The sequence below is a fragment of the Rhodococcus sp. NPDC056743 genome, from assembly GCF_042790355.1.
Taxonomy (GTDB): domain Bacteria; phylum Actinomycetota; class Actinomycetes; order Mycobacteriales; family Mycobacteriaceae; genus Rhodococcus_F.
The window spans coordinates 19543-41441 of record NZ_JBHTZI010000011.1 but is presented as its reverse complement, the minus strand read 5'-3'; the positions used below and the strand labels follow the sequence as shown (position 1 = coordinate 41441).

The 21899-nt window shown below is 61.4% G+C and carries 20 protein-coding genes; 8 read left to right on the top strand and 12 right to left on the bottom strand.

The annotated features are described in order from the left end of the window. Nucleotides 1–56: 56 nt before the first annotated feature. Nucleotides 57–548: a dihydrofolate reductase gene (locus ACFRFQ_RS24475; RefSeq protein ID WP_378663455.1), complete on the bottom strand. Its 492-nt coding sequence runs from the start codon at nucleotides 546–548 to the stop codon at nucleotides 57–59. A 2-nt stretch (nucleotides 549–550) separates the two neighbouring features. Next, nucleotides 551–1351: a thymidylate synthase gene (locus tag ACFRFQ_RS24470; RefSeq protein ID WP_378663452.1), complete on the bottom strand. Its 801-nt coding sequence runs from the start codon at nucleotides 1349–1351 to the stop codon at nucleotides 551–553. A gap of 37 nt (nucleotides 1352–1388) precedes the next feature. On the opposite strand from ACFRFQ_RS24470, the gene cobF reads away from it, so the two are divergent. From cobF to ACFRFQ_RS24450, 4 genes are all read left to right on the top strand, one after another. Further along, nucleotides 1389–2129 (top strand): precorrin-6A synthase (deacetylating), encoded by a 741-nt coding sequence (gene cobF, locus ACFRFQ_RS24465; RefSeq protein WP_378663450.1) that lies wholly within the window; start codon nucleotides 1389–1391, stop codon nucleotides 2127–2129. 65 nt (nucleotides 2130–2194) lie between these two features. Further along, complete coding sequence (locus tag ACFRFQ_RS24460) at nucleotides 2195–3361, top strand: diguanylate cyclase (RefSeq protein WP_378663447.1); 1167 nt, start codon at nucleotides 2195–2197, stop codon at nucleotides 3359–3361. Nucleotides 3362–3404: 43 nt separating this feature from the next. Then, nucleotides 3405–4580, top strand: a complete 1176-nt coding sequence (locus tag ACFRFQ_RS24455) for a diguanylate cyclase domain-containing protein (protein WP_378663443.1) — start codon at nucleotides 3405–3407, stop codon at nucleotides 4578–4580. Nucleotides 4581–4611: 31 nt separating this feature from the next. Further along, nucleotides 4612–5478: an Fpg/Nei family DNA glycosylase gene (locus ACFRFQ_RS24450; RefSeq protein ID WP_378663440.1), complete on the top strand. Its 867-nt coding sequence runs from the start codon at nucleotides 4612–4614 to the stop codon at nucleotides 5476–5478. On the opposite strand, the gene ACFRFQ_RS24445 is transcribed toward ACFRFQ_RS24450, so the two are convergent. Next, nucleotides 5471–6346, bottom strand: a complete 876-nt coding sequence (locus tag ACFRFQ_RS24445; protein WP_378663438.1) for a LysR family transcriptional regulator — start codon at nucleotides 6344–6346, stop codon at nucleotides 5471–5473. The two genes, ACFRFQ_RS24450 and ACFRFQ_RS24445, sit on opposite strands and share 8 nt — an antisense overlap. Before the next feature lie 82 nt (nucleotides 6347–6428). Here ACFRFQ_RS24445 and ACFRFQ_RS24440 point away from each other — a divergent pair, with 82 nt between their 5' ends. After that, nucleotides 6429–7640, top strand: coding sequence for an MFS transporter (locus ACFRFQ_RS24440; protein ID WP_378663435.1), 1212 nt, complete (start codon nucleotides 6429–6431; stop codon nucleotides 7638–7640). 366 nt (nucleotides 7641–8006) lie between these two features. After that, complete coding sequence (locus ACFRFQ_RS24435; RefSeq protein ID WP_378663432.1) at nucleotides 8007–9332, top strand: DUF222 domain-containing protein; 1326 nt, start codon at nucleotides 8007–8009, stop codon at nucleotides 9330–9332. A gap of 7 nt (nucleotides 9333–9339) precedes the next feature. Here ACFRFQ_RS24435 and ACFRFQ_RS24430 read toward each other — a convergent pair whose 3' ends face one another. The 6 genes from ACFRFQ_RS24430 to ACFRFQ_RS24405 all read right to left on the bottom strand — a co-directional run bounded on the left by ACFRFQ_RS24430 (nucleotide 9340) and on the right by ACFRFQ_RS24405 (nucleotide 16834). Beyond that, entirely contained in the window at nucleotides 9340–9678 is a 339-nt protein-coding gene (locus ACFRFQ_RS24430; protein ID WP_378663429.1) for a YciI family protein, read from the bottom strand. Between the two features lie 67 nt (nucleotides 9679–9745). Continuing rightward, entirely contained in the window at nucleotides 9746–11461 is a 1716-nt protein-coding gene (locus tag ACFRFQ_RS24425; RefSeq protein ID WP_378663427.1) for a DEAD/DEAH box helicase family protein, read from the bottom strand. Continuing rightward, complete coding sequence (locus tag ACFRFQ_RS24420; RefSeq protein WP_378663424.1) at nucleotides 11461–12327, bottom strand: SDR family oxidoreductase; 867 nt, start codon at nucleotides 12325–12327, stop codon at nucleotides 11461–11463. The genes ACFRFQ_RS24425 and ACFRFQ_RS24420 overlap by 1 nt, the downstream gene beginning before the upstream one ends. A gap of 40 nt (nucleotides 12328–12367) precedes the next feature. Further along, nucleotides 12368–13852 carry a carboxylesterase/lipase family protein gene (locus ACFRFQ_RS24415; protein ID WP_378663422.1) on the bottom strand — a complete coding sequence of 495 codons (1485 nt, stop codon included), beginning with the start codon at nucleotides 13850–13852 and terminating at the stop codon, nucleotides 12368–12370. Then, complete coding sequence (locus ACFRFQ_RS24410; RefSeq protein WP_378663420.1) at nucleotides 13849–15393, bottom strand: carboxylesterase/lipase family protein; 1545 nt, start codon at nucleotides 15391–15393, stop codon at nucleotides 13849–13851. The genes ACFRFQ_RS24415 and ACFRFQ_RS24410 overlap by 4 nt, the downstream gene beginning before the upstream one ends. 31 nt (nucleotides 15394–15424) lie before the next feature. Then, entirely contained in the window at nucleotides 15425–16834 is a 1410-nt protein-coding gene (locus ACFRFQ_RS24405) for a dihydrolipoyl dehydrogenase family protein (protein WP_378663417.1), read from the bottom strand. Between the two features lie 98 nt (nucleotides 16835–16932). On the opposite strand from ACFRFQ_RS24405, the gene ACFRFQ_RS24400 reads away from it, so the two are divergent. Both ACFRFQ_RS24400 and ACFRFQ_RS24395 read left to right on the top strand, forming a co-directional pair. After that, nucleotides 16933–17685, top strand: coding sequence for an SDR family oxidoreductase (locus ACFRFQ_RS24400; RefSeq protein ID WP_378663415.1), 753 nt, complete (start codon nucleotides 16933–16935; stop codon nucleotides 17683–17685). After that, nucleotides 17685–19007 carry an NAD(P)/FAD-dependent oxidoreductase gene (locus ACFRFQ_RS24395; protein WP_378663413.1) on the top strand — a complete coding sequence of 441 codons (1323 nt, stop codon included), beginning with the start codon at nucleotides 17685–17687 and terminating at the stop codon, nucleotides 19005–19007. The genes ACFRFQ_RS24400 and ACFRFQ_RS24395 overlap by 1 nt, the downstream gene beginning before the upstream one ends. 5 nt (nucleotides 19008–19012) lie before the next feature. Here ACFRFQ_RS24395 and ACFRFQ_RS24390 read toward each other — a convergent pair whose 3' ends face one another. The 3 genes from ACFRFQ_RS24390 to ACFRFQ_RS24380 form a co-directional block, all read right to left on the bottom strand. Further along, nucleotides 19013–19516 carry a hypothetical protein gene (locus ACFRFQ_RS24390; protein WP_378663410.1) on the bottom strand — a complete coding sequence of 168 codons (504 nt, stop codon included), beginning with the start codon at nucleotides 19514–19516 and terminating at the stop codon, nucleotides 19013–19015. Nucleotides 19517–19728: 212 nt separating this feature from the next. Next, nucleotides 19729–20172, bottom strand: coding sequence for a helix-turn-helix domain-containing protein (locus tag ACFRFQ_RS24385; RefSeq protein WP_378664152.1), 444 nt, complete (start codon nucleotides 20170–20172; stop codon nucleotides 19729–19731). A gap of 380 nt (nucleotides 20173–20552) precedes the next feature. Then, nucleotides 20553–21839: a hypothetical protein gene (locus ACFRFQ_RS24380; RefSeq protein WP_378663408.1), complete on the bottom strand. Its 1287-nt coding sequence runs from the start codon at nucleotides 21837–21839 to the stop codon at nucleotides 20553–20555. Between the last annotated feature and the right edge of the window lie 60 nt (nucleotides 21840–21899).

Here is a 21899-nt window from a genome sequence, read left to right as displayed (position 1 = left end):
GGTTTCTCGAGTATGACCCACGCGTCTCCTGCGGCGGCGACAAATGGAGGAAGTGGTCAGCGCGTGTACTCGAGCCAGCGGAAGCGCAAGCCGTTCTTCTCCGACGTCAGCCACGGCTCGTCGGATTTTCTGGCCCATTCGGGGCCGATCTCGGGTGCGCACGCGTCGCCGGCGATATCGAGATCGATCTCGGTCACCAGTAGGCGGGTCGCGAATGGCAGTGCAGCCGAATATATTTGCCCTCCGCCGACAACAAATAAGTCACCGTCGGACAAGGCCAACGCGTCGTCGAGACTGTGTGCGGCTTCTGCTCCGTCCGCTGCCCACTCCGTATCGCGGGTGACGACAATATTGCGGCGCCCACTGAACGGCCGGAACTTGGGAGGAATGGAATCCCAGGTCAACCGGCCCATGATCACCGGGTGCCCCATCGTGACTCGCTTGAAATAGGCCATGTCCTCGGGCAGCCGCCACGGAATCGTGTTGTCGGCACCGATGACACCGGTGTTCGCCTGAGCCCAGATGAGGGTGACTGCGCGGTCATTCATGATCAGACCGCGACCGGAGCCTTGATAGCAGGATGGTGCTGGTATCCGACTATTTCGACATCCTCGAAGGTGTAGTCGAAGATGGAATCGCGCTTGTTCAGTTTCAGAACCGGAAGGTCGAGCGGGGTCCGGCTGAGTTGTTCCGTGACCTGATCGACATGATTGTCGTAGATATGGCAGTCGCCGCCGGTCCAGATGAACTCACCGACGTCGAGACCGGCCTGCTGCGCCATCATGTGGGTGATCAGGGCGTAGCTGGCGATGTTGAAAGGTACGCCCAGGAACATGTCGGCACTGCGCTGATACAACTGGCACGAGAGCTTGCCGTCCGCGACGTAGAACTGGAAAAACGCGTGGCACGGCGCGAGAGCCATCTGCGGAATATCGGCGACGTTCCACGCGGAGACGATGATCCGACGCGAATCGGGGTTGGATCGCAACGTCTCGACGGTTTGTGCGATCTGGTCGATGTGCTCACCGGACGGGGTGGGCCAACTGCGCCACTGGACGCCGTAGACGGGCCCCAGTTCACCGTTCTCGTCGGCCCATTCGTCCCAGATCGAGACGCCGTGCTCATGCAGCCACGCCACGTTGGAGTCGCCGCGCAAGAACCACAACAGTTCGTTGACAATCGACTTGAGGTGCACCTTCTTGGTGGTGACCAGGGGGAAACCGTCGGCGAGATCGAAGCGCATCTGATGACCGAAGACGCTGCGGGTGCCGGTGCCGGTGCGATCGGCTTTGGGGGTGCCGGTCTCCATCACGAGCTTCAACAGGTCTTCATATGCGGTGGAGACAGTCACGGAACACAGTCTAGGGCACGCACGATAGCCTCGTTCAATGCGTGAACTCCTCGTGATCGGCGTCGGCGCCGGTGACCCCGACCAGGTGACGATCCAAGCTGTCAAGGCCATGAACAGGGCGGATACGTTCTTTGTGATCGGCAAGGGGAGTGAGAAGCAGGATCTAGTCGACCTTCGAACCGGGATTCTCGACGAACATGTCACCGGTGAATACCGCATCGTCGAGATCACCGATCCACCGAGAGATCGGACACCCTCCGACTACGAAGGTGTTGTCGACGACTGGCATGACCGTCGGGCGTCGATCTTCGAGGAGAAGTTTGCGGCCGAGACGGGCGTCGGCGCGATTCTGGTGTGGGGTGACCCGTCTCTCTACGACAGCACCCTGCGCATCGTCGAACGAGTACTGGCGCGCGGCAATGTCGTATTCGACTACTCGGTGATTCCCGGCATCACGAGCGTGCAGTCGTTGGCCGCGCAGCACCGCATTGTGCTCAACCGCATCGGCGAATCGATTCACATCACGACGGGGCGCAAGCTCGCGGAAGGATTGCCGGACGGCGTCGACAACGCCGTCGTGATGCTCGACGCAAACTGCACGTTCACCGAGGTTGCGGGGGATGACGTGCACATCTGGTGGGGCGCATACCTGGGCACACCGGACGAGGTGCTGATCTCCGGGAACCTGCGTGACGTCGAAGACGACATCGTGCGTGTGCGAGCGGAATTGCGTCAGACACACGGCTGGATCATGGATACGTATCTCGTGCGCCGCTGACTTGTACCCGCGTCTAACCTTGCTGAAGTGAAAGTGGCTGATGATCGGCACCTTATGATCGGCCCATGACATCGTTCGGGGCGGATCGGTCGCAGGAAATCCTGCCGGCGCCGCGTGAGCGAGAGCAGTCTGCGCTGCGATCGGCGATCGCCCTTCTGGTGCAGTGGTTTCGGAGGCCGGATCAGTTCGACAGCTTCACCAGGTACCTCGCGTCCAAGGGCCTCGAGTTGTCGGTGCGATTGATCGTGATCAACTCGTTGGCGTCGGTAGTCGTTGCCATGTCGTTGCTGCGATTCAGTGACGCGGGTGTCCACAACCACGTCACGAGTGTCGTCAACGGGGTGATCATCGCCGTGACTGTCGGCATGATCGTGCTGTTCAGCCTTCTGCCGACGCTGACCCGCAAATGGTCGTATCTGTTTGTCGTCTACGCAGAACTCGGCGTGGTGATCGGCGTATTTCTGAACCGCGACCCGTTTATCGGTTTGATCCAGTGCATTGTCTTTGCGCTGATAGGCGGGTATATCGCGTACTTTCACAATGCTCGACTGCAGACCGCGCACATGATTCTGGCCAGCGTGGTTCTGGTGCTCATCGCTCGTCAGGTGGCTGTCTCCGAGGATCCGGCGTTGGCGATTGCGTTGTCGTTGGTCGTCGCGACGGGCATCGTGGTCATTCCATTCGCGAGCCAGTTCGTGCTGTCGATACTGGGTTCGGACGCCGAGAGTTCGGATGTGGATCCGCTGACCGGTTTGCTGAATCGACGCGGACTACAGCGGGCAATCGACGAATTCGGAGTCGGCGGGAGAAACTCTCATGACTTGTCTTGCGTCGTCGTGATCGTCGATGTGGACAAATTCAAGACTGTCAACGACTCGTACGGCCACGAGCAGGGCGATCTGGTGCTGCGCGAGTTTGCTGTGCGACTGCGCCGATGCGGAACCAGTCACGCCCTGTCCGCACGATTCGGTGGGGACGAATTCGTATTGGTCGACATGATCGGCAAGCGCGCTGGACCAGCACTCGCGGAGAATCTGCGCCGAAACATGCGGCTTCTCGACAATGATCCGGTGGTGACGACGAGCATCGGAATGGCGATGCCGTCGTCAGTGTTGTCCGGCTATGTTTCGGAAGTGGAACTTGCGGGATTGTTTCGCCTCGCTGATGCTGCGATGTACGAGGCCAAAGCATCTGGAGGCGACCGAGTAGTCGTCACTCACACACAATTGTGATGATTGTCGGATAGCTGAGGGTCGTCAGGCTTATCCTGTCCGGGTGAGTGCAGCGGTAGGGGGCAGACGTGCGGATGGCAAAGCTACCGAACGCCCGTTTTCTTCTACGGCGTTGGATCGGATCGTTCCTCTGTTCGTCGACTGGTATAGACATCCGGATCAATTCGAGCCATTCACGCGTTACCTTGCAGACAAAGGGCTGACCGGCGCATCGAGAACACTGGTGGTCAGCTCGCTGCTTCTGGTCATCGTCGTGATGTTCTTGACGAGATTCAGCCCAGCGGGTCCCACTACTCACTGGGAGCGCACCGCTAACCTCGTGATTATCGTCCTGACCGCCCTGATGGCGGCGATTCTCGCGACCAGAGTCAGCTTGGAGCGGTCCTGGTCCTACGTCTTCGTAATCTATTCGGAAATTGGAATTGCCGCAGCGCTGGTTCTCTACTCGAATCCGCTCGCAGCATTGGCACACAGTGTGATGTTCTCCGTGATCGGCGGATACATCGCCTTCTTCCATAACGCGCGCATGCAGACTCTGCATCTGTTGTGGGCGTCCGTCGTGGTTATCGGAGTCGTCGCGGGGATCGCCCACACCGAAAAGTACACCGACGTTCCGTCGTTGATCGCTATGGTGCTGCTGGTCGGCGCCGCAATCTACGCGATTCCGTTTGCGTGTCAGTTCGTGTTCTCGATTCTCGGAACCGACGCCTTGAAAGCGCGACGCGACCCGCTGAGCGGACTCTTGAACCGGCGAGGGTTGGCCGACGAGGTCGGGTTGATGTTGCATCGGCCATTCGAGCCGTCCACCAATTTGGTTGTCGCAGCGATTGATATCAATCGCTTCAAGTCGATCAACGACGAGTACGGGCACGACGTCGGTGACGTTGCGATCGAGAAGGTTGCTGCGAGACTGACTCGGTCCGCCGGTCCGTCGGCGTTGATCGCTCGCATCGGCGGTGACGAGTTCGTTCTCGTGGATCGGTGCAACGATCACGAAATCGACAGTCTCGAAGAGTCCCTGCGAAACATATCCGTCACCGGTCCCGAGCATCCTGTTGTCGAGTTGAGCGTCGGAATAGTCGCAGCGACCGGCCCGTTCGAATCCCGGGATCGTGCAATTGCCATCTACGGAAAACTCCTCCGAAGTGCGGATCAGGCAATGTACGAGGCGAAAACGCGTCGGGAACACGCCGTTGTGGTACTGCGAAATGTGCAGTGAGTTTGTCGGTGCTCGGCGCTAGTGTGATGCCATGCCCGAACTGCCCGAGGTAGAAGCGCTGGCGGGATTTCTCCGCGAACACGCGGTGGGTGGCGTGGTCGGCCGCATCGACATTGCAGCGCTGAGCGTGCTCAAGACCTTCGATCCGCCGATCACGGCATTGCAGGGGCGCGACGTGACCGGCGCGGCCAGATTCGGTAAACATCTTGCACTGGACTGCGACGGGTTATGGCTCATCACTCACCTTTCGCGCGCGGGGTGGATGCGGTGGCAGGACAACCCGTCATCGGCACCACTGAAACCCGGCAAGGGGCCGTTGGCACTTCGAGTCCATTTCTTCACGCCGGAAGGCTCCACTCCCGCTTGTGATCTCACCGAAGCCGGTACGAAAAAACGCCTGGCGGTGTGGGTGGTGTCCGACCCGTCGGATGTACCGGGGATCGCTCGTCTCGGACCCGACGCGATGGCCGTCACCGAAGCGGAATTTGCCGAGATTCTCGGTGGTACCTCCGCCAGGATCAAGAATGCGATAGTCGACCAGTCTCTCCTCGCCGGCGTCGGAAATGCCTATTCCGACGAAATCCTGCACACAGCACGGCTTTCCCCGTTCGCGACGTCGTCTCGTCTTACTGCAGAACAGATAGCGACGCTGTACGACGCCATGCGGGCTGTGCTGGCCGATGCCGTCGAGCGATCGGTGGGTCAGGATGCAGCGCGGTTGAAGGGTGAGAAGCGATCCGGAATGCGGGTCCACGCCCGAACGGGATTGCCCTGCCCGGTGTGCGGCGACGTCGTGCGCGAAGTGTCGTTTGCCGAGCGATCCTTCCAATACTGCGCAACGTGTCAGACGGGTGGAAAACCATTGGCAGACAGGCGAATGTCGCGTCTACTCAAGTAGTGAACTGATCAGAGAGGAGTGAGACGAACTCCCGGGCCAGTGACGATGAATGCGCCGGCTCGGTAATGGCGTGGACCACCCGGTGCGGCGCATCGGCAATCGGCACACAGACCAATTCGGGATGCTCGACGCTCATCGACTGCGGCAGTAAACCGACGCCCAAGCCGTTGGCTGTCAGGGAACAGATGAGGTCGACGGAATTTGCTTCGTACGTGCGTCCCCGCGGAACCCGCGATTCGGCAAACGCCCGATCCGTTTGGACGCGGGCCTCGCTGCCCGATGCGAAGTCCACGAGCGGAACGTCTCTGAGATCGTCGAGTCGGATGGACGGCAATGCACTGAAACGATGACCGTCGGGAACAAACGCGGCGGTCGACTCGCTCCACAGCGGCGCGGCCGAGAACGTCTTGGGTAGTCGACCAGGCGCCAACCCCACAATCCCGACGTCGATAGCCCCCGATCGGACACCGTCGATCACCACTTCGCTGCCGTAGGGGCGCACCGTCACATCGAGCCCGGGGTGGCGCTGCGTCAGCGTTGCCAGCGCCTTGCCGACATCGACGCGACCCGCTGACGAAATGACACCGACGGTGAGTCGAACCTGCTCGCCGTCCGTTCCGGAAACGTCGCTGACCAGTCGCGACACGGCACCTAGTACGTCTCGGGCTCGGGAGACGAACACTTCGCCCGACTCGGTCAGCCCGACATTGCGACTGTTCCGCTGAAACAGTTCGACGCCGAGCTCGCGTTCGAGATCCCGGATCTGAGTGCTCAGCGCGGACTGTGACACGTGGAGCCGAAGGGCGGCTTGACTGAAATGCCTGTCCTCGGCAACGGCGAGTGCGTAGCGAATGTGCCGGAGTTCCATGCCACCAAACTATCTGTTTTCACGATTGATCATGCGTATCTATCTATTGGACTGGGGCGGGGTAGCAGTTCATGCTTGAACGATGATTTCTCACGACACACGTCCACGGCTCGGATTACCGATAGTGCTGCTCATGGCCGCGGCAACGGGCCTGTGTGCGGGTGGCAACTACTTCAACCAACCGCTTCTCGATTCCATCGCGCAACATTTGAACGTATCGGCGTCGACAGCGGCTACGACGGTGACCATCGCGCAGGTGTCGTACGCCCTCGGTTTGGTGCTCCTGGTGCCCGTAGGTGACATGGTCGACCGACGCAAGCTGACAGTTGGCCTGATGCTTCTGGCGGCGCTCGGGCAAGCGGTCAGCGGCTTTGCTCCGAACTTCACCACCCTGGCCGTGGGAATTGCAGTTGCCGGAGTCTTTTCGGTTGCCGCGCAAGTTCTCATTCCGTTTGCCGCATCACTCGCGGAACCGCAGCGATCCGGTCAGGTGGTGGGCACGATCATGAGTGGCCTCCTGATCGGAATTCTGTTGGCACGCAGTGTTGCAGGCCTGCTCTCCGGGTTGGGCGGATGGTCGACTGTGTACAAGGTGGCGGCAGCCTTGATGGTGGTCATGGCTGTTGCTCTGTGGCGCTCACTACCCGCGGATGGTGGTCCACGCCCGAAAGTGAGCTACCTCGCGACCTTACGTTCGCTGGGGACTCTGGCAAAAACCCTGCCGCGGTTGAGAACTCGCGCAGCCATGGGCGGCCTCACCTTCGCTGCCGTCAGTACGGTCTTCACTACGATGGCATTTCTGCTGGCCGGTGAGTTCGGTTACAACGACACACAGATCGGCCTGGTTGGACTACTCGGCGTGGCGGGAGCGTCGATGGCCACAGTCGCCGGGCGTCTGGCTGATCGTGGCAAGACCCAACTGGCCACCGGCGGCGCCCTGGCCGTCCTTCTGTTGTGCTGGTTGCCTTTTGCTTTCGGTGGGACGCATCTCGTGTGGTTCCTCGTTGCCTTCCTGTTCGCCGATCTTGCGCTGCAAGGGGTGCATGTGAGTAACCAGAACATCATCTACGCACTCATGCCGGAAGCTCGGTCACGCGTCAATTCCGTCTACATGACAACCTACTTTGTCGGTGCTGCCGTGGGCTCGGCCGTGGGCTCTGTTGTCTGGAAGGGGTACGGATGGTCGGGCGTGTGTGTCGCGGGCCTGGCATTCTCCGTCGCCACGGTAGTGGTGTGGATCGTCGACCGGCGTTTGGAGAGTGTTGCCTCCGCGCCGTCGGCTGTTCCGGCGTGAGTGGCGTGAGTAGCACTGTGCGTCTTTGTCGGCCGTCCGTGGTTGTGTGATGTGTCAGGACATCGCGGACGCCTTATGATATTCGCGAGTTGAGAAATTGGCGGCTGTGGGGCGCGGTGTCAACGCCTCCACTCAGGCCTCGGTGAACCGCATCCGCCGATCATGGACATCGCGAAACCGTCCGGGATGTCCTGACACATGAAAGTGTCCGCGATGTTCTGACACTTCGCCGATATTTGGCGCTACCGGAACGGTGCACAAGGAAAAGCGTTCTTCTGCAAGAGAATTCCGAATATCAAATCCTAAATAGATGTTGACTCGAATGGATGTTCGAGTATAATTGGGGTCACGGGTGGGGAGGCCTTGATGACGGTTTTTGATTCTATTGCGGTGGGGGATGTTGTAGCCGGTTCTGCTGTGGGTGTGCGTGGCAGGTTGTGGCGGTTGCGTCCGGCCGAGGTTCGGGATGTGGCTGTCAGTGCATCTGCGGAAATTCTTCGGTTGGAAGCGATTCGGGTGGCCGCTGTCGACGAATTGGCACTCAATCCCGATGAACAGGTGCTCTGCTACCGCGGTGTGGGCCGGTGGTTGGCGGCGAATACGATGCTGCAGAATGCGGCCGGCAACAAGATCGCTGCCCTCGGTACCGCACTCCGCGGCTTCCCCGATATTGCGGCGCAGTTCGAGGCGGGTGATCTTTCGCTCGATCATGCGGCGTTGATCGCCGCGTTCTGTGAATCGCCACCGAAAGGGATGCCGGACATCGCGTTGACGCCAAGCCTGAAAACGCTGTTGGCCGCCGCGTCCGGGGTGGAAGCGACCACCACGAAGGTGCGGTATGCGATCGCTGTTTTGGAGCGGATTTTCGAATCCGACGAGCACCCGCCCGGTGAGGACAACGATCTGAATGCGCTACGCATCGCGCCGACATTGAACGGTCGGGTTGTCATCAAGGGCGATTTCGACGCGTTGACCGGTGAAATGCTGCTATCGGCGCTTTCAGGTCTGTCGATGCCCAAACCCGCCGCGGACGGGACCCCGGATGCGCGGTCGGCAGCGAAACGCACCGCCGACGCCTTCACGGAGTTGATCCGCCGGTATCTGGACAACGCCGCCACCGGCATTGACGGTGGTCAGCGTCCGCATGTGAATGTGCACATCACCGCGAAAGACCTTGCCGAGCATCGTGAATGCGCCACCACACGAGCTGACAGCGGTGAATCCGATTTCGACGATCTCGACGTCGGCTACATGCCCTGGATGGGTCCGCTCAGCGTGAGCAAAACCCGGATGCTCGCGTGCGATTGCATGCTCTCGACCGTGTTGATGGACGGAAACGGCGCACCCCTCGATGCCACCCCACTCAAGCGTCTCGTCACAGCCGAACAACGCATCGCGTTGATCGCCCGGGACAAAGGCTGCGACTTCCCGAACTGTGATGCCGTTCCGGCGTGGTGCGACGCGCACCATATAAAACCGTGGTCAACGGGCGGTGTGACGGTGATGGACAACCTCGTGTTGCTCTGCCGCAGCCACCACACGTTGATCCACAGCACCAGCGGGTTCCGCGGAATCTGGGAAATCAAAATGGGTTCCGATCACAAACCCTGGTTCATTCCACCAGCAGCGATCGACCCGAAACAACACCGCCGACGTTCCACCACCCGGCAAGGCCCCGTCCGCCGAGACTGAACCAGGCCTAGCTGGCTGGGTCGTACATGAACTCGCGGAGCTCCTGCGAACAACGGCAGGCCACCGCAATTTTCCGCGCCCACTCGACGGCGTCCTCGCGCGTCGGCAACTCCAAAACGGTAAACCCGCCATTGAGTTCGCTGCCCGGATAGATCTCGGTGCTCGCCGATCCGTCGGCGGACACAAGTACAGGATCGACTTCCTCGTCGATCCCGCCGCCGAAGACATAAACGCCGGCAGCCTTCGCCTCCTCGATCACGGCGCGGGATTCGGCCGATACGATCGGGAACTCCTCTTCGGTGAGCACCAGGGCTTTGCTCGGGAAAGAAATGAGATATTTGGTCATACCTCGATGGTGCTCCTCAGATGGGCCGGACAGCAATGGTTGCGGATATCAGCGTGACCGAGTACGTCTAGCGCTCAGCAGTGAGGACATCAGGTTCGAGCCATTCAACTCCGAGGAGTTCGGCCAGACTGCGCAGACCTGACTGATCTCCGCCCTTCAAGCCGGTCACCGATTGAAGATTACGCAGCATGGTTGTTGCAACATCCTCTTCCTTGGTTCCGACTCCAAAAGGGATGAGCCACGGGCACGTTTGGTAGTCGCGGTGTGATCTACCAAAAGTCTGCTCGGCAGCGATACCGGAGTAGCGGGGTTGATGGAAGATGCCGGTACGAGGAAGAGGCGACGCATGAGTACCGTCTGGCAATGCCTCGTTGGCATGCAGTGAGATGGACGTCGTGACGTTGAAAACAACGACGGGGGCTTCGCCGCGTTGGAAGCGAAGGCGTTGATGCTCCTTGTCCGTTACAGCACCGAAGATCTTGGCAACGGAAATGCCCGCGTCCTCGATCATCTCGACCAGGGGATCGCCTGCAGTGGACACGAATTCGACGGCAATCAGAACCTGCTTGCCGGCCTTGACCTGAGCCTGAGCCCACTGAGCGGTGGATTCGGCGCGGATCATGCCCGCCTTCTGCCGGTATCGGAGGACCAGGGCGCGACCGCGAGCAATGTTGCGGCTTTTGCGGGCCAGTCCCATTTCGTAGGCGTACTCGGCCCACTCCGTCTCGTATTCGGCGCGTTGTGCAGGTGTGAGGTCGATAGGCATACCGTCGAGTGGCACCGGACCCCAGGGAGTGGGACGGTGAATCATCAACGGCGGCTTACTGTTCGACAACCATCCGCGCACCGTCTCCAAAGCGCTCGCCTGGAGAGTCGGTGATTCCTTTGCCTCGGCGCTCCACGTCCACTTGCCGTACGACTTGTCCAGAGGGAGACCGGATTCGAGCAGCCTGGCACCGAGGTCCGACCAGTACTCCGAAGGCTCGTTGTGTAGCTGAGCGAAAAGTGGTGCGAGATAACGCTGATCGGCGGGAGTGTGGCCAGGGGTGGCGGTCACCGACAGGACAAACGGGGATTGATCGTGACTGTTAGGGAAGCGGGCAACCTTCTCGAACGCTGCAGTGCGTTGAGTGTCGTTGCTGTACAGCTGAGCTTCGTCGGCAATGACGACCCCGAATGTGTACTTGGGGCGTCCGTTGCGGGCGATGAGCTTCTTCAGTTGATCGGGAGACATGATCAGCCAACGGAATCCGCCGTCGCCGACGGAAGCGATGGAGTACCGCCAGTGCGGGATGGTGATCTGAGCTGGTCGGTCGACGAGGACAAGGATGCTGGATTCACCGCGGTCTTCGGCAATGGCCTTGGCTGCCATGATGGCAATGAGCGTCTTGCCCAGACCTGCGTTGTCGGCCAACAAGAATCCGCGTCGGCCGGCGCGGGCGGCGTCGACCACAGCAGCGGCTCCCGAAACCTGTTCAGGCCTAGGTATTTTAGGTGCCGAAGTCGGACGTTCCCCGGCGTCGCCATTGATGTCGTCCTCTACCCACTGCTGGTAGGAAAAGGGGAGTGCTTTGAACGACAGAAGTTCGGTGGGAAGTTGGCTGCCCACCCAGGCATAGCTCTTCCACTTCTTCACAAACTGCGCGCCCGGCGCCGCAGTCCGGAACGGGACGTCGAGAAGCCAGACACGTTCACCCGGACCCGCGGTGGGAACGTCCGGAGTTGTTGCCGTCTTTCGTGTGGCTGGTTTTCGAGTTGTTGCAGTTCGCTTGCGGGGTGGCATCAGGCGTCGGTACCCGTTTCGCTGGTGCTGAGGAGTTCGCGCAGCGTCAACGGCGGGCGTCCCGTGATGTCCTCCACCGCAGTGCTGATGACGGCGAGTTCTCCGCTGGCGATGGCGGTATAGGTGGACACCCAGGCATCAACTTCCCAGTCGGGTGCGTTGTACGACGCGCGAGACGCGTAGGCCTCCTCGATGGTTTCTTCGTGATAAACGGTCTCACGTCCGGTGACGTCGGTGATGATCGCGGCTACTTCGGCCAGAGTCAGTGCCTCGCGACCGGTGAGGTCGTACGTTCGACCGACATGCGAATCGGGATTCGTGAGCACCGACGCGGCGACTCGGGCAATGTCCGATCGAGCAACTGCGCCGACAGCACCATTGCCCGCCGGACCCCGGATGACACCGTCGGCGCCGGCAAGCGCGGGAAGGAAGTCGAGGTAGGCGCTGTCCCGAAGAAAGGTGAAAGATATTCCAGCGGAATGGATATGCTGCTCGGTGGCCCAATGATCGCGGGCCAACGTGAAGGTGGCGTCCGGTGCTGCGCCTAGGTACGAGGTGTAGACGATATGGCGCACGCCCGCCGAGACAGCAGCGTCGATGAAGGTGCGGTGCTGATCTACACGGTCGGCGCTCTCCGCGGCCGAGACCATGAACAAGATGTTGATGTCGGTGAGAGCCGCGGCGGCGCGATCGTGATCGGAATATGCGGCCTCCGCCGTCTCCGTTCCTGGTAACTGGGGGAGTCGGCTCACCGAACGCGCAATCAGCCTCAGGGGCACACCGGCGTCGGTGAGGATGCGAGCGACCTCACCACCGATGTGGCCAGTGGCGCCGGTGACGGCGATGGTGCATGGACGCTCGGACATGGAAACCCCTTCGATCTTGGTGTGTTCATCTTGCCTGACATCAGCGTCGGTGCTCGTACCCGATCCAGGCTCTTCGACGGTCGCCGAGGGGATCGCTCTCCACTCGGCACGTGCGATCGAAGATCATGGTTCGACGCTGGGCGCCCGTGTACACGGGCCACTCAGCGCCAGGGCTACCGGTTTTCGCGAAGTTGATCCAATGTTCTTGCATCGCTGCGGTGACTGCGGCCAGGGACCGGCGCCCACCGATCGCAGTCAGCGCACCGGTGAGGGCGTCCGATCGGCCGAAGACGGCAAAGAGTTCCGTGGCGTGTGTTGCGCCCAACCCGACAAGCGTGAGGATGCGCGGCGCAAAATCGTAGCGGTAGCTGTACGTGGGAGCCACGTCGCAATGTCCTTGTGCGCACAGGACCATCGGTTCCCAGAATGTGATGTCGCCGCCGATATCTGCGGCGGCGTAGCGGTGCGGGTACGTCGGATAGGCGGCGAGTGCGCGGTTCTTCACGTCGGTCGATACGTGCGAAAACATCTTCTCGATGCGGGCAGGATCGGTGGGGAGAATGTTGAGGAATCGTGGAAAGATTCTGCCCTCGTGAAGATTCGAGCCGAGCATCAGTGGAACGGGATGAGATTTGCCGGCGGCAAAGACGTCCAGCGGGTGTTCGGAGAGGACGTCGTCGCCCACAACGGGGGCGAAGGCACGGGCGCCAGGTTCTTCGTCGGCGCCGCGCCGCACAAGTTCGTCGCCGACCTCGACCAGTCGGCGCACCGGTGCATGTCGTAGCCACGCCGCCGGTGTCTTGGTCGGGGCTCCGGCAATGTCGAGGAACTCGCGTGACCACCGGTGGGCGCGTTGCTTCCCGTATGCCGAAGCCGCTGGCGGACTTTGCGCGATAGCGCGCGCAAACAACCCTCGCGCAGACGGTGCTGTCATCAAGGTGGTGACGGCATTTGCACCGGAAGATTCACCGAAGACGGTGACGTTGGCGGGGTCGCCGCCGAATGCTGCACTGTTTCGCTGGACCCACTCGAGTGCGGCGATCTGATCACGCAGCCCGATATTGGAGTCGAACGACTGTTCTGCAGTGGAGAATTCGCTGAAATCGAGGTAGCCGAGGGCGCCGAGGCGGTACTGGACGGAGACGTAGATGACGCCGCCGCGTTCGACCAACGACGTTCCCCAGTACATCGGTGCCGATGGGTTTCCGCCGTTGTAGGCACCGCCGTGAATGAACACCATTACCGGGAGGGGTTCAGCAGACGACGATCTCGGAGCAACCACATTCACGAACAGACACGATTCGTTGTCGGTGCTCTTGCGTTGTGGTGCCGGCGAACCGAACTCGGTAGCCGACAGGATTCCTGACCACGGCGCAACCGGTTGTGGAGCGAGAAAACGCGCCGGTCCGATCGGCGGAGCAGCGTAGGGAATGCCTCGCCACGTGCGGAGCCGTCCGGCGCGGGTGTCGAGGTATCGGCCCCTGATCTTTCCCGAATCGAGTGCTACTTCGAGATCGTCGGTCACGAGGAAACCTGATGTGGGGTGTAGTTGCGGTAGCCCGCATAGCCGGCCCAAGCCCGTCGCTGCTCGGCCCGTGGATCGGTCTCCACGCGAGGGGTCGCGTCGAAGATCATCGTGCGACGCGCAGCGTCGTAACTCGGCCAGTCACTTCGCGGTGATGCGTGCTTCGCGAAGTGCAGCCAATGTCCTTGCATCGCATCTGTGACGGCGCGGAGTCCTTGTCGGCCACCTGGAAGTGTGAGGCCACGGCCGACGGCGCTCTGGCCGATACCGAATACCGCGAACATCTCGAGTCCATGAGTGGCGTCGAGGCCGACCCATCGCATCAGTGGTGGCGCAAAGTCGAAGCGGTAGGAGTACGTGGGTGCGTACTGCGCGTGCGCTTGCGCCAACTCTACCGACGGATGCCAGAAGGTTACGTCGCCGCCGATGTCGATGGCAGTGTCGGTACTCGGGTATCCCGGATACGTTGCAAGGATTCGGTTTCCGGCCGCGGGATCGGTGAGCGTGAACATCCTCTCGATGCGCGCGGGAGTGGTCGGGAGTCCGTCGAGGAACTTGGGGAAGAGCGTGCCCTCCCGCTTGTTCGTACCGATGATCAGCGGAACCCGATGCGCCAGGCCGCGGCTGCATGCTTCCGTCGGTGCGACGGGGAGGAAATCCCCGTCGATGCTGGGCCCGAACGGATGGAGTCCTGGTGTGGCAGCAAGAGCTTCGGCTCCCAGCCGCGCTCCGGCACGGCCTAATTCACGAGCAGAAGTCAGGCGCAGGGCCTCGTCCGGGGTGGCGTCCGAGCCCAGAATGTCGATGAACCGCCTACCCCATTCGCGTGAGAGTCCCTGGTTGGCAACCAGATCCGGAGCCGGGCTTTCGGCGATGGCGGCTGTGAACAGTCCCTTGGCCGCCGGCGTCGCCAGCAGAGTGGTGACGGCAGTGGCGCCTGCTGATTCGCCGAAGACCGTCACTCGATCGGGGTCGCCGCCGAACGCCGCGATGTTCCGCTGCACCCATTGCAGCGCGGCCACTTGATCACGAAGCCCGAGGTTGGCGTCGAAATGATGACGGGGAGTGGAGAATTCGGTGAAATCCAGGAAACCTAACGCACCGAGTCGGTAATTGATCGACACGTACACGATGTTGCCGCGCGTGACGAGTGAGCGACCGGAATAGATGCCCGTCGCAGAGGTTCCGATGGTGTTGGCGCCCCCGTGGATGAACACCATGACCGGCAGGGGTTCGCGGCTGGGGTACTCCGGGGCAAGAACATTGAGCGTGAGGCAGTCTTCGCTGCTGGGCTGATACTTCCCGGGAGCCAGCGCCAAGCCCTTCTTGTTCTGGACCGACGCGTCGCCGAATGCCGACGCGTTCCGCTCACCCTGCCACGGCCGTACTGGTCGCGGAGCCTGCAACCGCAAAGCTCCGACCGGCGGACGCGCGTAAGGAATGCCACGCCAAGCACGGAGTTTGCCCACGCGCGTACCGCGTAATGCTCCGTCGGACGTGCTCACGAGGAGACCTGAATTCGTCGGTGCGTCTGCCGCCATGGTCGCGACTATACGTAACTTTTGCCCTCGATTACCGCCGTGCCTCCAACAACCTGAGCCAGATTTCGCTGACCGTCGGATATGACGGCACCGCATGCCACAACGTGTCGAGCGGGACCGCACCGACTACGGCAATTGTTGCTGCGTGGAGCAATTCCGAGACATCCGGACCGACGAATGTCGCCCCGACGACGATGTCCGCACCGCGGTCGATCACCAGTTTCGCGCGGCCTTCGTAATTGTCGCGGAGCAGCGAGGATCCTGCGACGGCAATGTCGATCTCCACGACTTCGACGTCGATACCGTCTGCCCTGGCCTGCTTTTCGGTGCGTCCCACCCACGCTGCTTCGGGTGAGGTGAACACCACCTGGGGGACACGGCCGTTGTCTGCGGACGCGATGAACCGTGGATCGACCAATGCCCGCCCCTCCGCACGCGCGGCGATCACATCGCCGCACACCCGCGCCTGGTACTTGCCCATATGGGTCAGTGGTGACCGGCCGTTGATATCACCCACGGCATAGAGCCATTCGCCCTGCGCGCACAGATGGTCGTCCGTCGGTACGTATGCGCCATCCGTCAGACCGATCGACGACAGACCCAGGTGGGTCGACGTCGGCGCACGACCTGCGGCAACAATCAGTTCGTCGACTTCGATCACGCCGGAAGAGGTCTCGATGGTGACCGGTCCACCGTGAATGTTTCCTTCACCCGTATCCCGCGCGTGGGGCCGCGAGACCGAATGGACGGTAGTCCCGAAACGCACGTCGGCCCCGCGCTTCGAGAGATGACGCGCCACCATGTCGCCGGCAAACGGTTCGGCAGACTTCAGAACTGCATTGCCGCGCACCAGAAGCGTCACCTCGGCGCCGAAGGACGACAACCACGTCGCGCACTCCGATGCCACGACGCCGCCACCGATGACCGCAACACGGCGCGGAACCTCATGGAGATTGGTGGCATCGCGTGACGTCCAGGGGAGAGCATCCCGCAGCCCCGGTGTGTCTGGCACCGACGCGGTGGTCCCGGTAGCAAGTACGACGGCCTGGCGGGCGAAGAGTCTGCGGGCGCCGTCGACGACAACGGTCCGCTCGCCGTCCAGCGCGCCGTGGCCGCGGATCACGTCGATACCGGTGGATTCGGCCCACTCGACCTGCGAGGAATCGTCGTGGTTGTGGGTGAAGGAGTCGCGTCGGGCCAAGATCGCCTTGACGTCGGGCGGCCCGGCGGACACGCCTGGCAACGCGTCCGCGTCGTCGAGAACCTGCCCTGGCCTCAGTAGCGCCTTACTCGGCATACATGCCCAGTACGAGCATTCACCGCCGACAAGTTCGTGCTCCACGATGGCAGCGGTACGGGTGCTTCCCGCTATCGCGTATGCCGCCGCATTTTCGCCTGCCGGTCCGCCGCCGATAACTATGACATCGAATTCTTCGGTCATCGCTCTACGGTATGCCGATCAGGTGGTGATGTGCAGGGTAACCGGTTTGTCGACTGACAGTCCGGTGTAATGACCCTGTGATGGATACAGTGTCAGCCATGACGCGGCAGAAGATTCTGATCACCGGCGCAAGCTCGGGTCTCGGCGAAGAAATGGCACGAAGGTTTGCGGCTCGGGGGCGCGATCTGGCTCTGTGCGCCAGGAGAACCGATCGTCTCGACACCCTCCGCGAGCAACTACTTGCCCAGTATCCGACCATCACGGTGGCGGTGGCCGGGCTCGACGTCACCGAACATGATTCCGTCGTCCGAGTGTTCGGTGAACTTCATGACGAACTCGGTGGACTCGATCGGGTCATCGTCAATGCCGGTCTGGGTAAGGGCGCCAAGATCGGTACCGGTAAGGCGTACGCGAATCTTGCGACAGCGCAGACAAATTTTGTCGGTGCGCTCTCACAGTGCGAGGCCGCGCTCGAGATCTTCCGCAAGCACAACGCCGGGCATCTTGTTCTGGTGTCCTCGATCAGTGCAGATCGAGGACTTCCCGGCACCAAAGCCGCGTATTCAGCGAGCAAAGCCGGGGTGGCCGCGCTCGGCGAGGCTCTCAGTATCGAATTGGCGCGCACGCCAATTCGAGTGACCACCCTGCTACCGGGTTTCATCAAGACGGATATGTCCGCGAGTGCCGGCGACAGTTCTTCGTTGATGGCCGAGCTCGACGAGGGCGTCGACGCGATGGTCCAGGCAATCGAAAAGGAGGTTACCCGGGCGGCGCTTCCCGGACTCAAATGGCAAGGAATCGATGCCGCACTGCGGTTTCTGCCCAACGTCGTGACCGCGAGGTTCGTCTGATGAGTATCCACGAGTCGAACGGCAAACCTCGCGTCGTCATTGTCGGCGGCGGATTCGGCGGACTGTACGCAGCCAAGAAGTTGAAGAAAGCCGACGTCGAAGTAGTTCTGATCGATCGCGGCACCAGTCACGTGTTTCAACCACTGCTCTACCAGTGCGCAACCGGGCTCCTTTCCGAAGGGCAGATCGCCAGCCCGCTTCGGCATCTTCTGGAAGACCAGAAGAACACGAATGTAGTTCTGGGCGAGGCAAAATCCCTCGACGCCGAAGCTCGATTACTGACCGCAAGCCGGTTCGACGGTTCGACATTCGACCTACCGTACGACTATCTGATCGTGGCGGCCGGGATGCGGCAGTCGTACCACGGCCAAGACGGTTTCATCGAGTGGGCGCCCGGTATGAAAACACTGGACGACGCGCTTGCCATCCGCCGCAGTCTGATTGCTGCGTTCGAGATGGCCGAATCGCTCCCCACCGCCCGGGAACGGCGTCCGTGGTTGACGTTCGCGGTAGCCGGCGGCGGACCGACCGGTGTCGAGATCGCCGGACAGATACGTGAATTGGCGATGCACGCGCTCACCAATGAATTCAGATCGATCGACCCGGACGAAGCGAGGGTACTCCTCTTCCACGGTGACGATCGAGTGCTTCCGTCGTTCAGCAAGTCGCTCTCCGCGGCTGCCGCGCGGACCCTCGAGAAGATCGGGGTCGAAACGCACCTCGGTGTGCATGTCACCGGCGTGAGCGAAACCGAGATCGAGACCACCGACAAGAAGACAAAAGCGAAGCAGCGCTACGAGACCCGGACCATTCTGTGGACGGCCGGCGTCGAGGCAGTTCCGTTTGCCGAAGCGCTCGCCGACGCGCTCGGAGTCAAACAGGTCGGCGGCGGCCGCATCGAAGTCGAAGCCGACCTGACCGTGCCCGGACACCCCAACATCTGGGTCGTGGGAGACCTCATGTCCCGGGACAAGTTGCCTGGTGTCGCCGAAGTGGCCATGCAGGGTGGACGCTACGCCGGAGCACAGATCAGCGCCCGCGTCGACGACGGCCGACCGAACGGAAAGCCTTTCAAGTACCGCGATCTCGGTACTGCCGCCTACATTTCGCGTCGTCACGCACTATTGCAGGCGGGACCGATTCGAATGTCCGGCTTCCTGGGTTGGGTGTCGTGGGGAGTCATTCATATCGCGTTCCTCGCAGGTTTCCGCAACCGCGTCAGCACGGCCCTCAACTGGGGAGTGACCCTCGCGTCGAAAACGCGCCGGGAACGCGCGATCACCTTCGGCGATCCGGAAACCGCACGGCAGCCGTACAACTGAGCGGACTACTCGGTGGCGAAGACGGGATTTCCGAATTCGTCGATCATGAACCACAGACTGCCGATGGACTGCCCTGACATGTCGCCGGGCACCTGGTCGTCCAGATATCGGTAGACGGGCTTGCCGTTGACCGTCACTTGGAACGAACCTTCAGGGCCCGGTACCGTACCGATCGCCGCGTTGATCCCTTCCGTCACCGGGGAATCGGTGACAGACGTGACGGCAGGCCAATATCGGAGGCAACTCTCGTCGCACGAATCGCCGGTCGGATGCTCTTCGTCCGGGTCGTAGATATAGACGGTCATGCCTTCGCCGTCGACGGTAATTGTTCCGAGTGGTGAGTTGGCAGTCTTCAGCAGCACCGCGCCGGCAGCGGCGGGTGGTGACAGCGACGTCGGCCTTGCGGTGACGTTGTCGGCATCGGTGCCGGAGTCGGTGGCGTCGTACGAACAGCCGGATGCGGCAAGTGCGGCACTGGCGACAATCGCGAACAGCCACTGTCTGCGCATGATCGCTCCATTCGAGGGTGGGCGCTGCTGGCAGTGGGGGTTACCCGCGAAAGGCTCATGGGAAACGTAGGCCTTGTCGGTATTTGTCTCCGAAGTTTACTTGTCACCGAAGTTCGACGTCACTCGTTGCACGCAGGTTGGTGATAACTGCGAATGCACCGCAACAACTTTCGGCATTCCGGGGTCCAGTGCGGCGCCTCGTCGATTGCTGATCAGTCGCGCGGCGGTGGCGCGGTGTAGGTGATGCAGTCGGGCGGCACGGAAGGCAGGCCCTCGGAGGATCTGAGCTTCTCGGCAATCGAGGAAAGGAGGCTCTGTGATTCGGGGGACAGATCTACGGCTTTACGTGTGAGGGAACGCAATTCGTTGTCGTAGAACTCTTCGGCGACCGACCGGTCTTCGTCGGGGATGAGTTCCGGATCATGGCGAGGGGTAGGTGCAAAAAAGTACTCGGCGTCGACTCCGAAGAAGTCGGCGAGTGCCAGCACTACCTGCTCCGACGGGTTGGTTCGGACGCCACTACGCAACTGCGAGAGATACGGTGTGGAGATTCGGCAGCCACGTCGGGAAAGTGCATCGACAACTTGCGCGTTGGTCAGTCGGGGAGGCGTTACGGGGTACAGGGCATTCAGTCGTTCCCGGAACGAATCTGCCACGGTTCCTCCCATTTCCACGGTTCCTCCCATCGCTCGTGACGTGTGCGCCACACAGTGCTGCATATTTCTGCGATTGCATAGTTATCCAAAGCAGATTCACATAGTAGACGACTCGAAATTGGATGTTTAGAAATGAGAGTGCTTTTACCTGGGGATATTTGGGTATTCGGGCCGTGAAAGCGTTTGGGGACAATGTGATTTGCGACGCGAACTGACCGTTCGTTATCAGAATGTTCAAACAGTACCTTCCGTACGGTTTGTACTGCTTTGTGCTGTTATGCAGCCCATTCGACGAAGTTACCGGCCAGTCTCTTGTGCGAGCATACCTTTCGGTCCTTTCGAGGCCTTGATTGGCGCGTTCGCTCGAAGGGGAATGAGTGTTACCAGGGGCGAGCGGAAATGCCGAATTCTTCGAGCGTGTTGCAGGCCGATGTGCGCAGCGACTGATTGTCTGCCGATTCGAAGCTCACCAGCGACAAGGTGTAGGTGGCGTTGTTGCGACTGAGGTAACCGGAGACTCGAGTTGATGTGCTGTCCAGTTGGGCGGCGCTCGCACCAGGATGCACTGCGCGGAGGGCAAGTCCGCTCGTTCGGTGGCCCTCGAATTGATCGATGTCGACCGTACCGATATTGGAGCACAAGGCATCTCGCTGACCAGGTCCGTCGGCAAGTCGATGCGCCAGGCGGTCCGGGACGACCTGTAGGAGTTCAGCCGGGAAGCCGGCCGGGCTCGACATCGGCGGAGCTTCGAATGCGTCGCGGCACAACCTGCGAATCTGCGCGAGAGAAGTCGAGGGGGCCAGTGGGATTGCGACCATCGCCACTGAATTATCGACGGAGTGGTCATTGTCGACGGAGTTGTCATTTCGGTCAGTCGTGCGCACGTTCATCGGAACGCTGAGCGTGACTGGGGCGGTTTTGTTCTCGGCCCGTGCGAGTTCGCCGACACAGGCCAGGAACAAGCTGTTGGGAGTGCCTCCGGAAGACGCTGCGGCGGCATCCCATTGACCCCGATCCACTTCCAGGATCGCGGTGGTTGCCCTCTCTCGCGCTGAACGACGAGGGACGGCGGCCGGTGTGGTGAATCCACGAAGTTCGGCTCTGCGCGCCGGACTGACGATCAATCCGCCGACCGCACGGGAGGTTCCGCGCAGAACCCGGCCCACCGTCGACAGCGCATCAGAGATATCCGACCGTCCAGTGTGATCACTCGGCGGTGAAGGTTTGTGCTGCATCGCGTCGCGCAGGGCGCCGATCAACCCGCGGGCGTCAGCAAGGACATGGGAGCACGTCACGGAGACGACGGTTCCGCCGCTGGAATCGTAGGTCGCGGCGATGCGCCAGCCCGGACCTCGTTCGGGATCAACCGAAATCAGGGCCGCAGCGTCTGCCCACTCGACCACGTCGTCGGCAGCGACGGGGTCCGATCGAAAACTAGGAGGGTAGTGACGTGGGTCCGCGACAAATTCGGGCCGGGCTCCCGGAATTCGGGGCCTGCGCACGCGCCGGCCGAGTGGTCCGGAGGCCACCCGTACACACAACTGCTCGAGTTCACGCGGATCGACGGCGCTGTCGGTGCGCCACACCCCTTGCATCACGATCGGCAAGCCGAGACCGCTGTGGGTCCACAGAAATATCTCGTCGACGACACTCAAGCGAACTCCCACCCCAGCAGTGTAAGCGGGGCACGTAGTGGACCTGCGGTTTCTGGCGGCGCACCTGCGAAT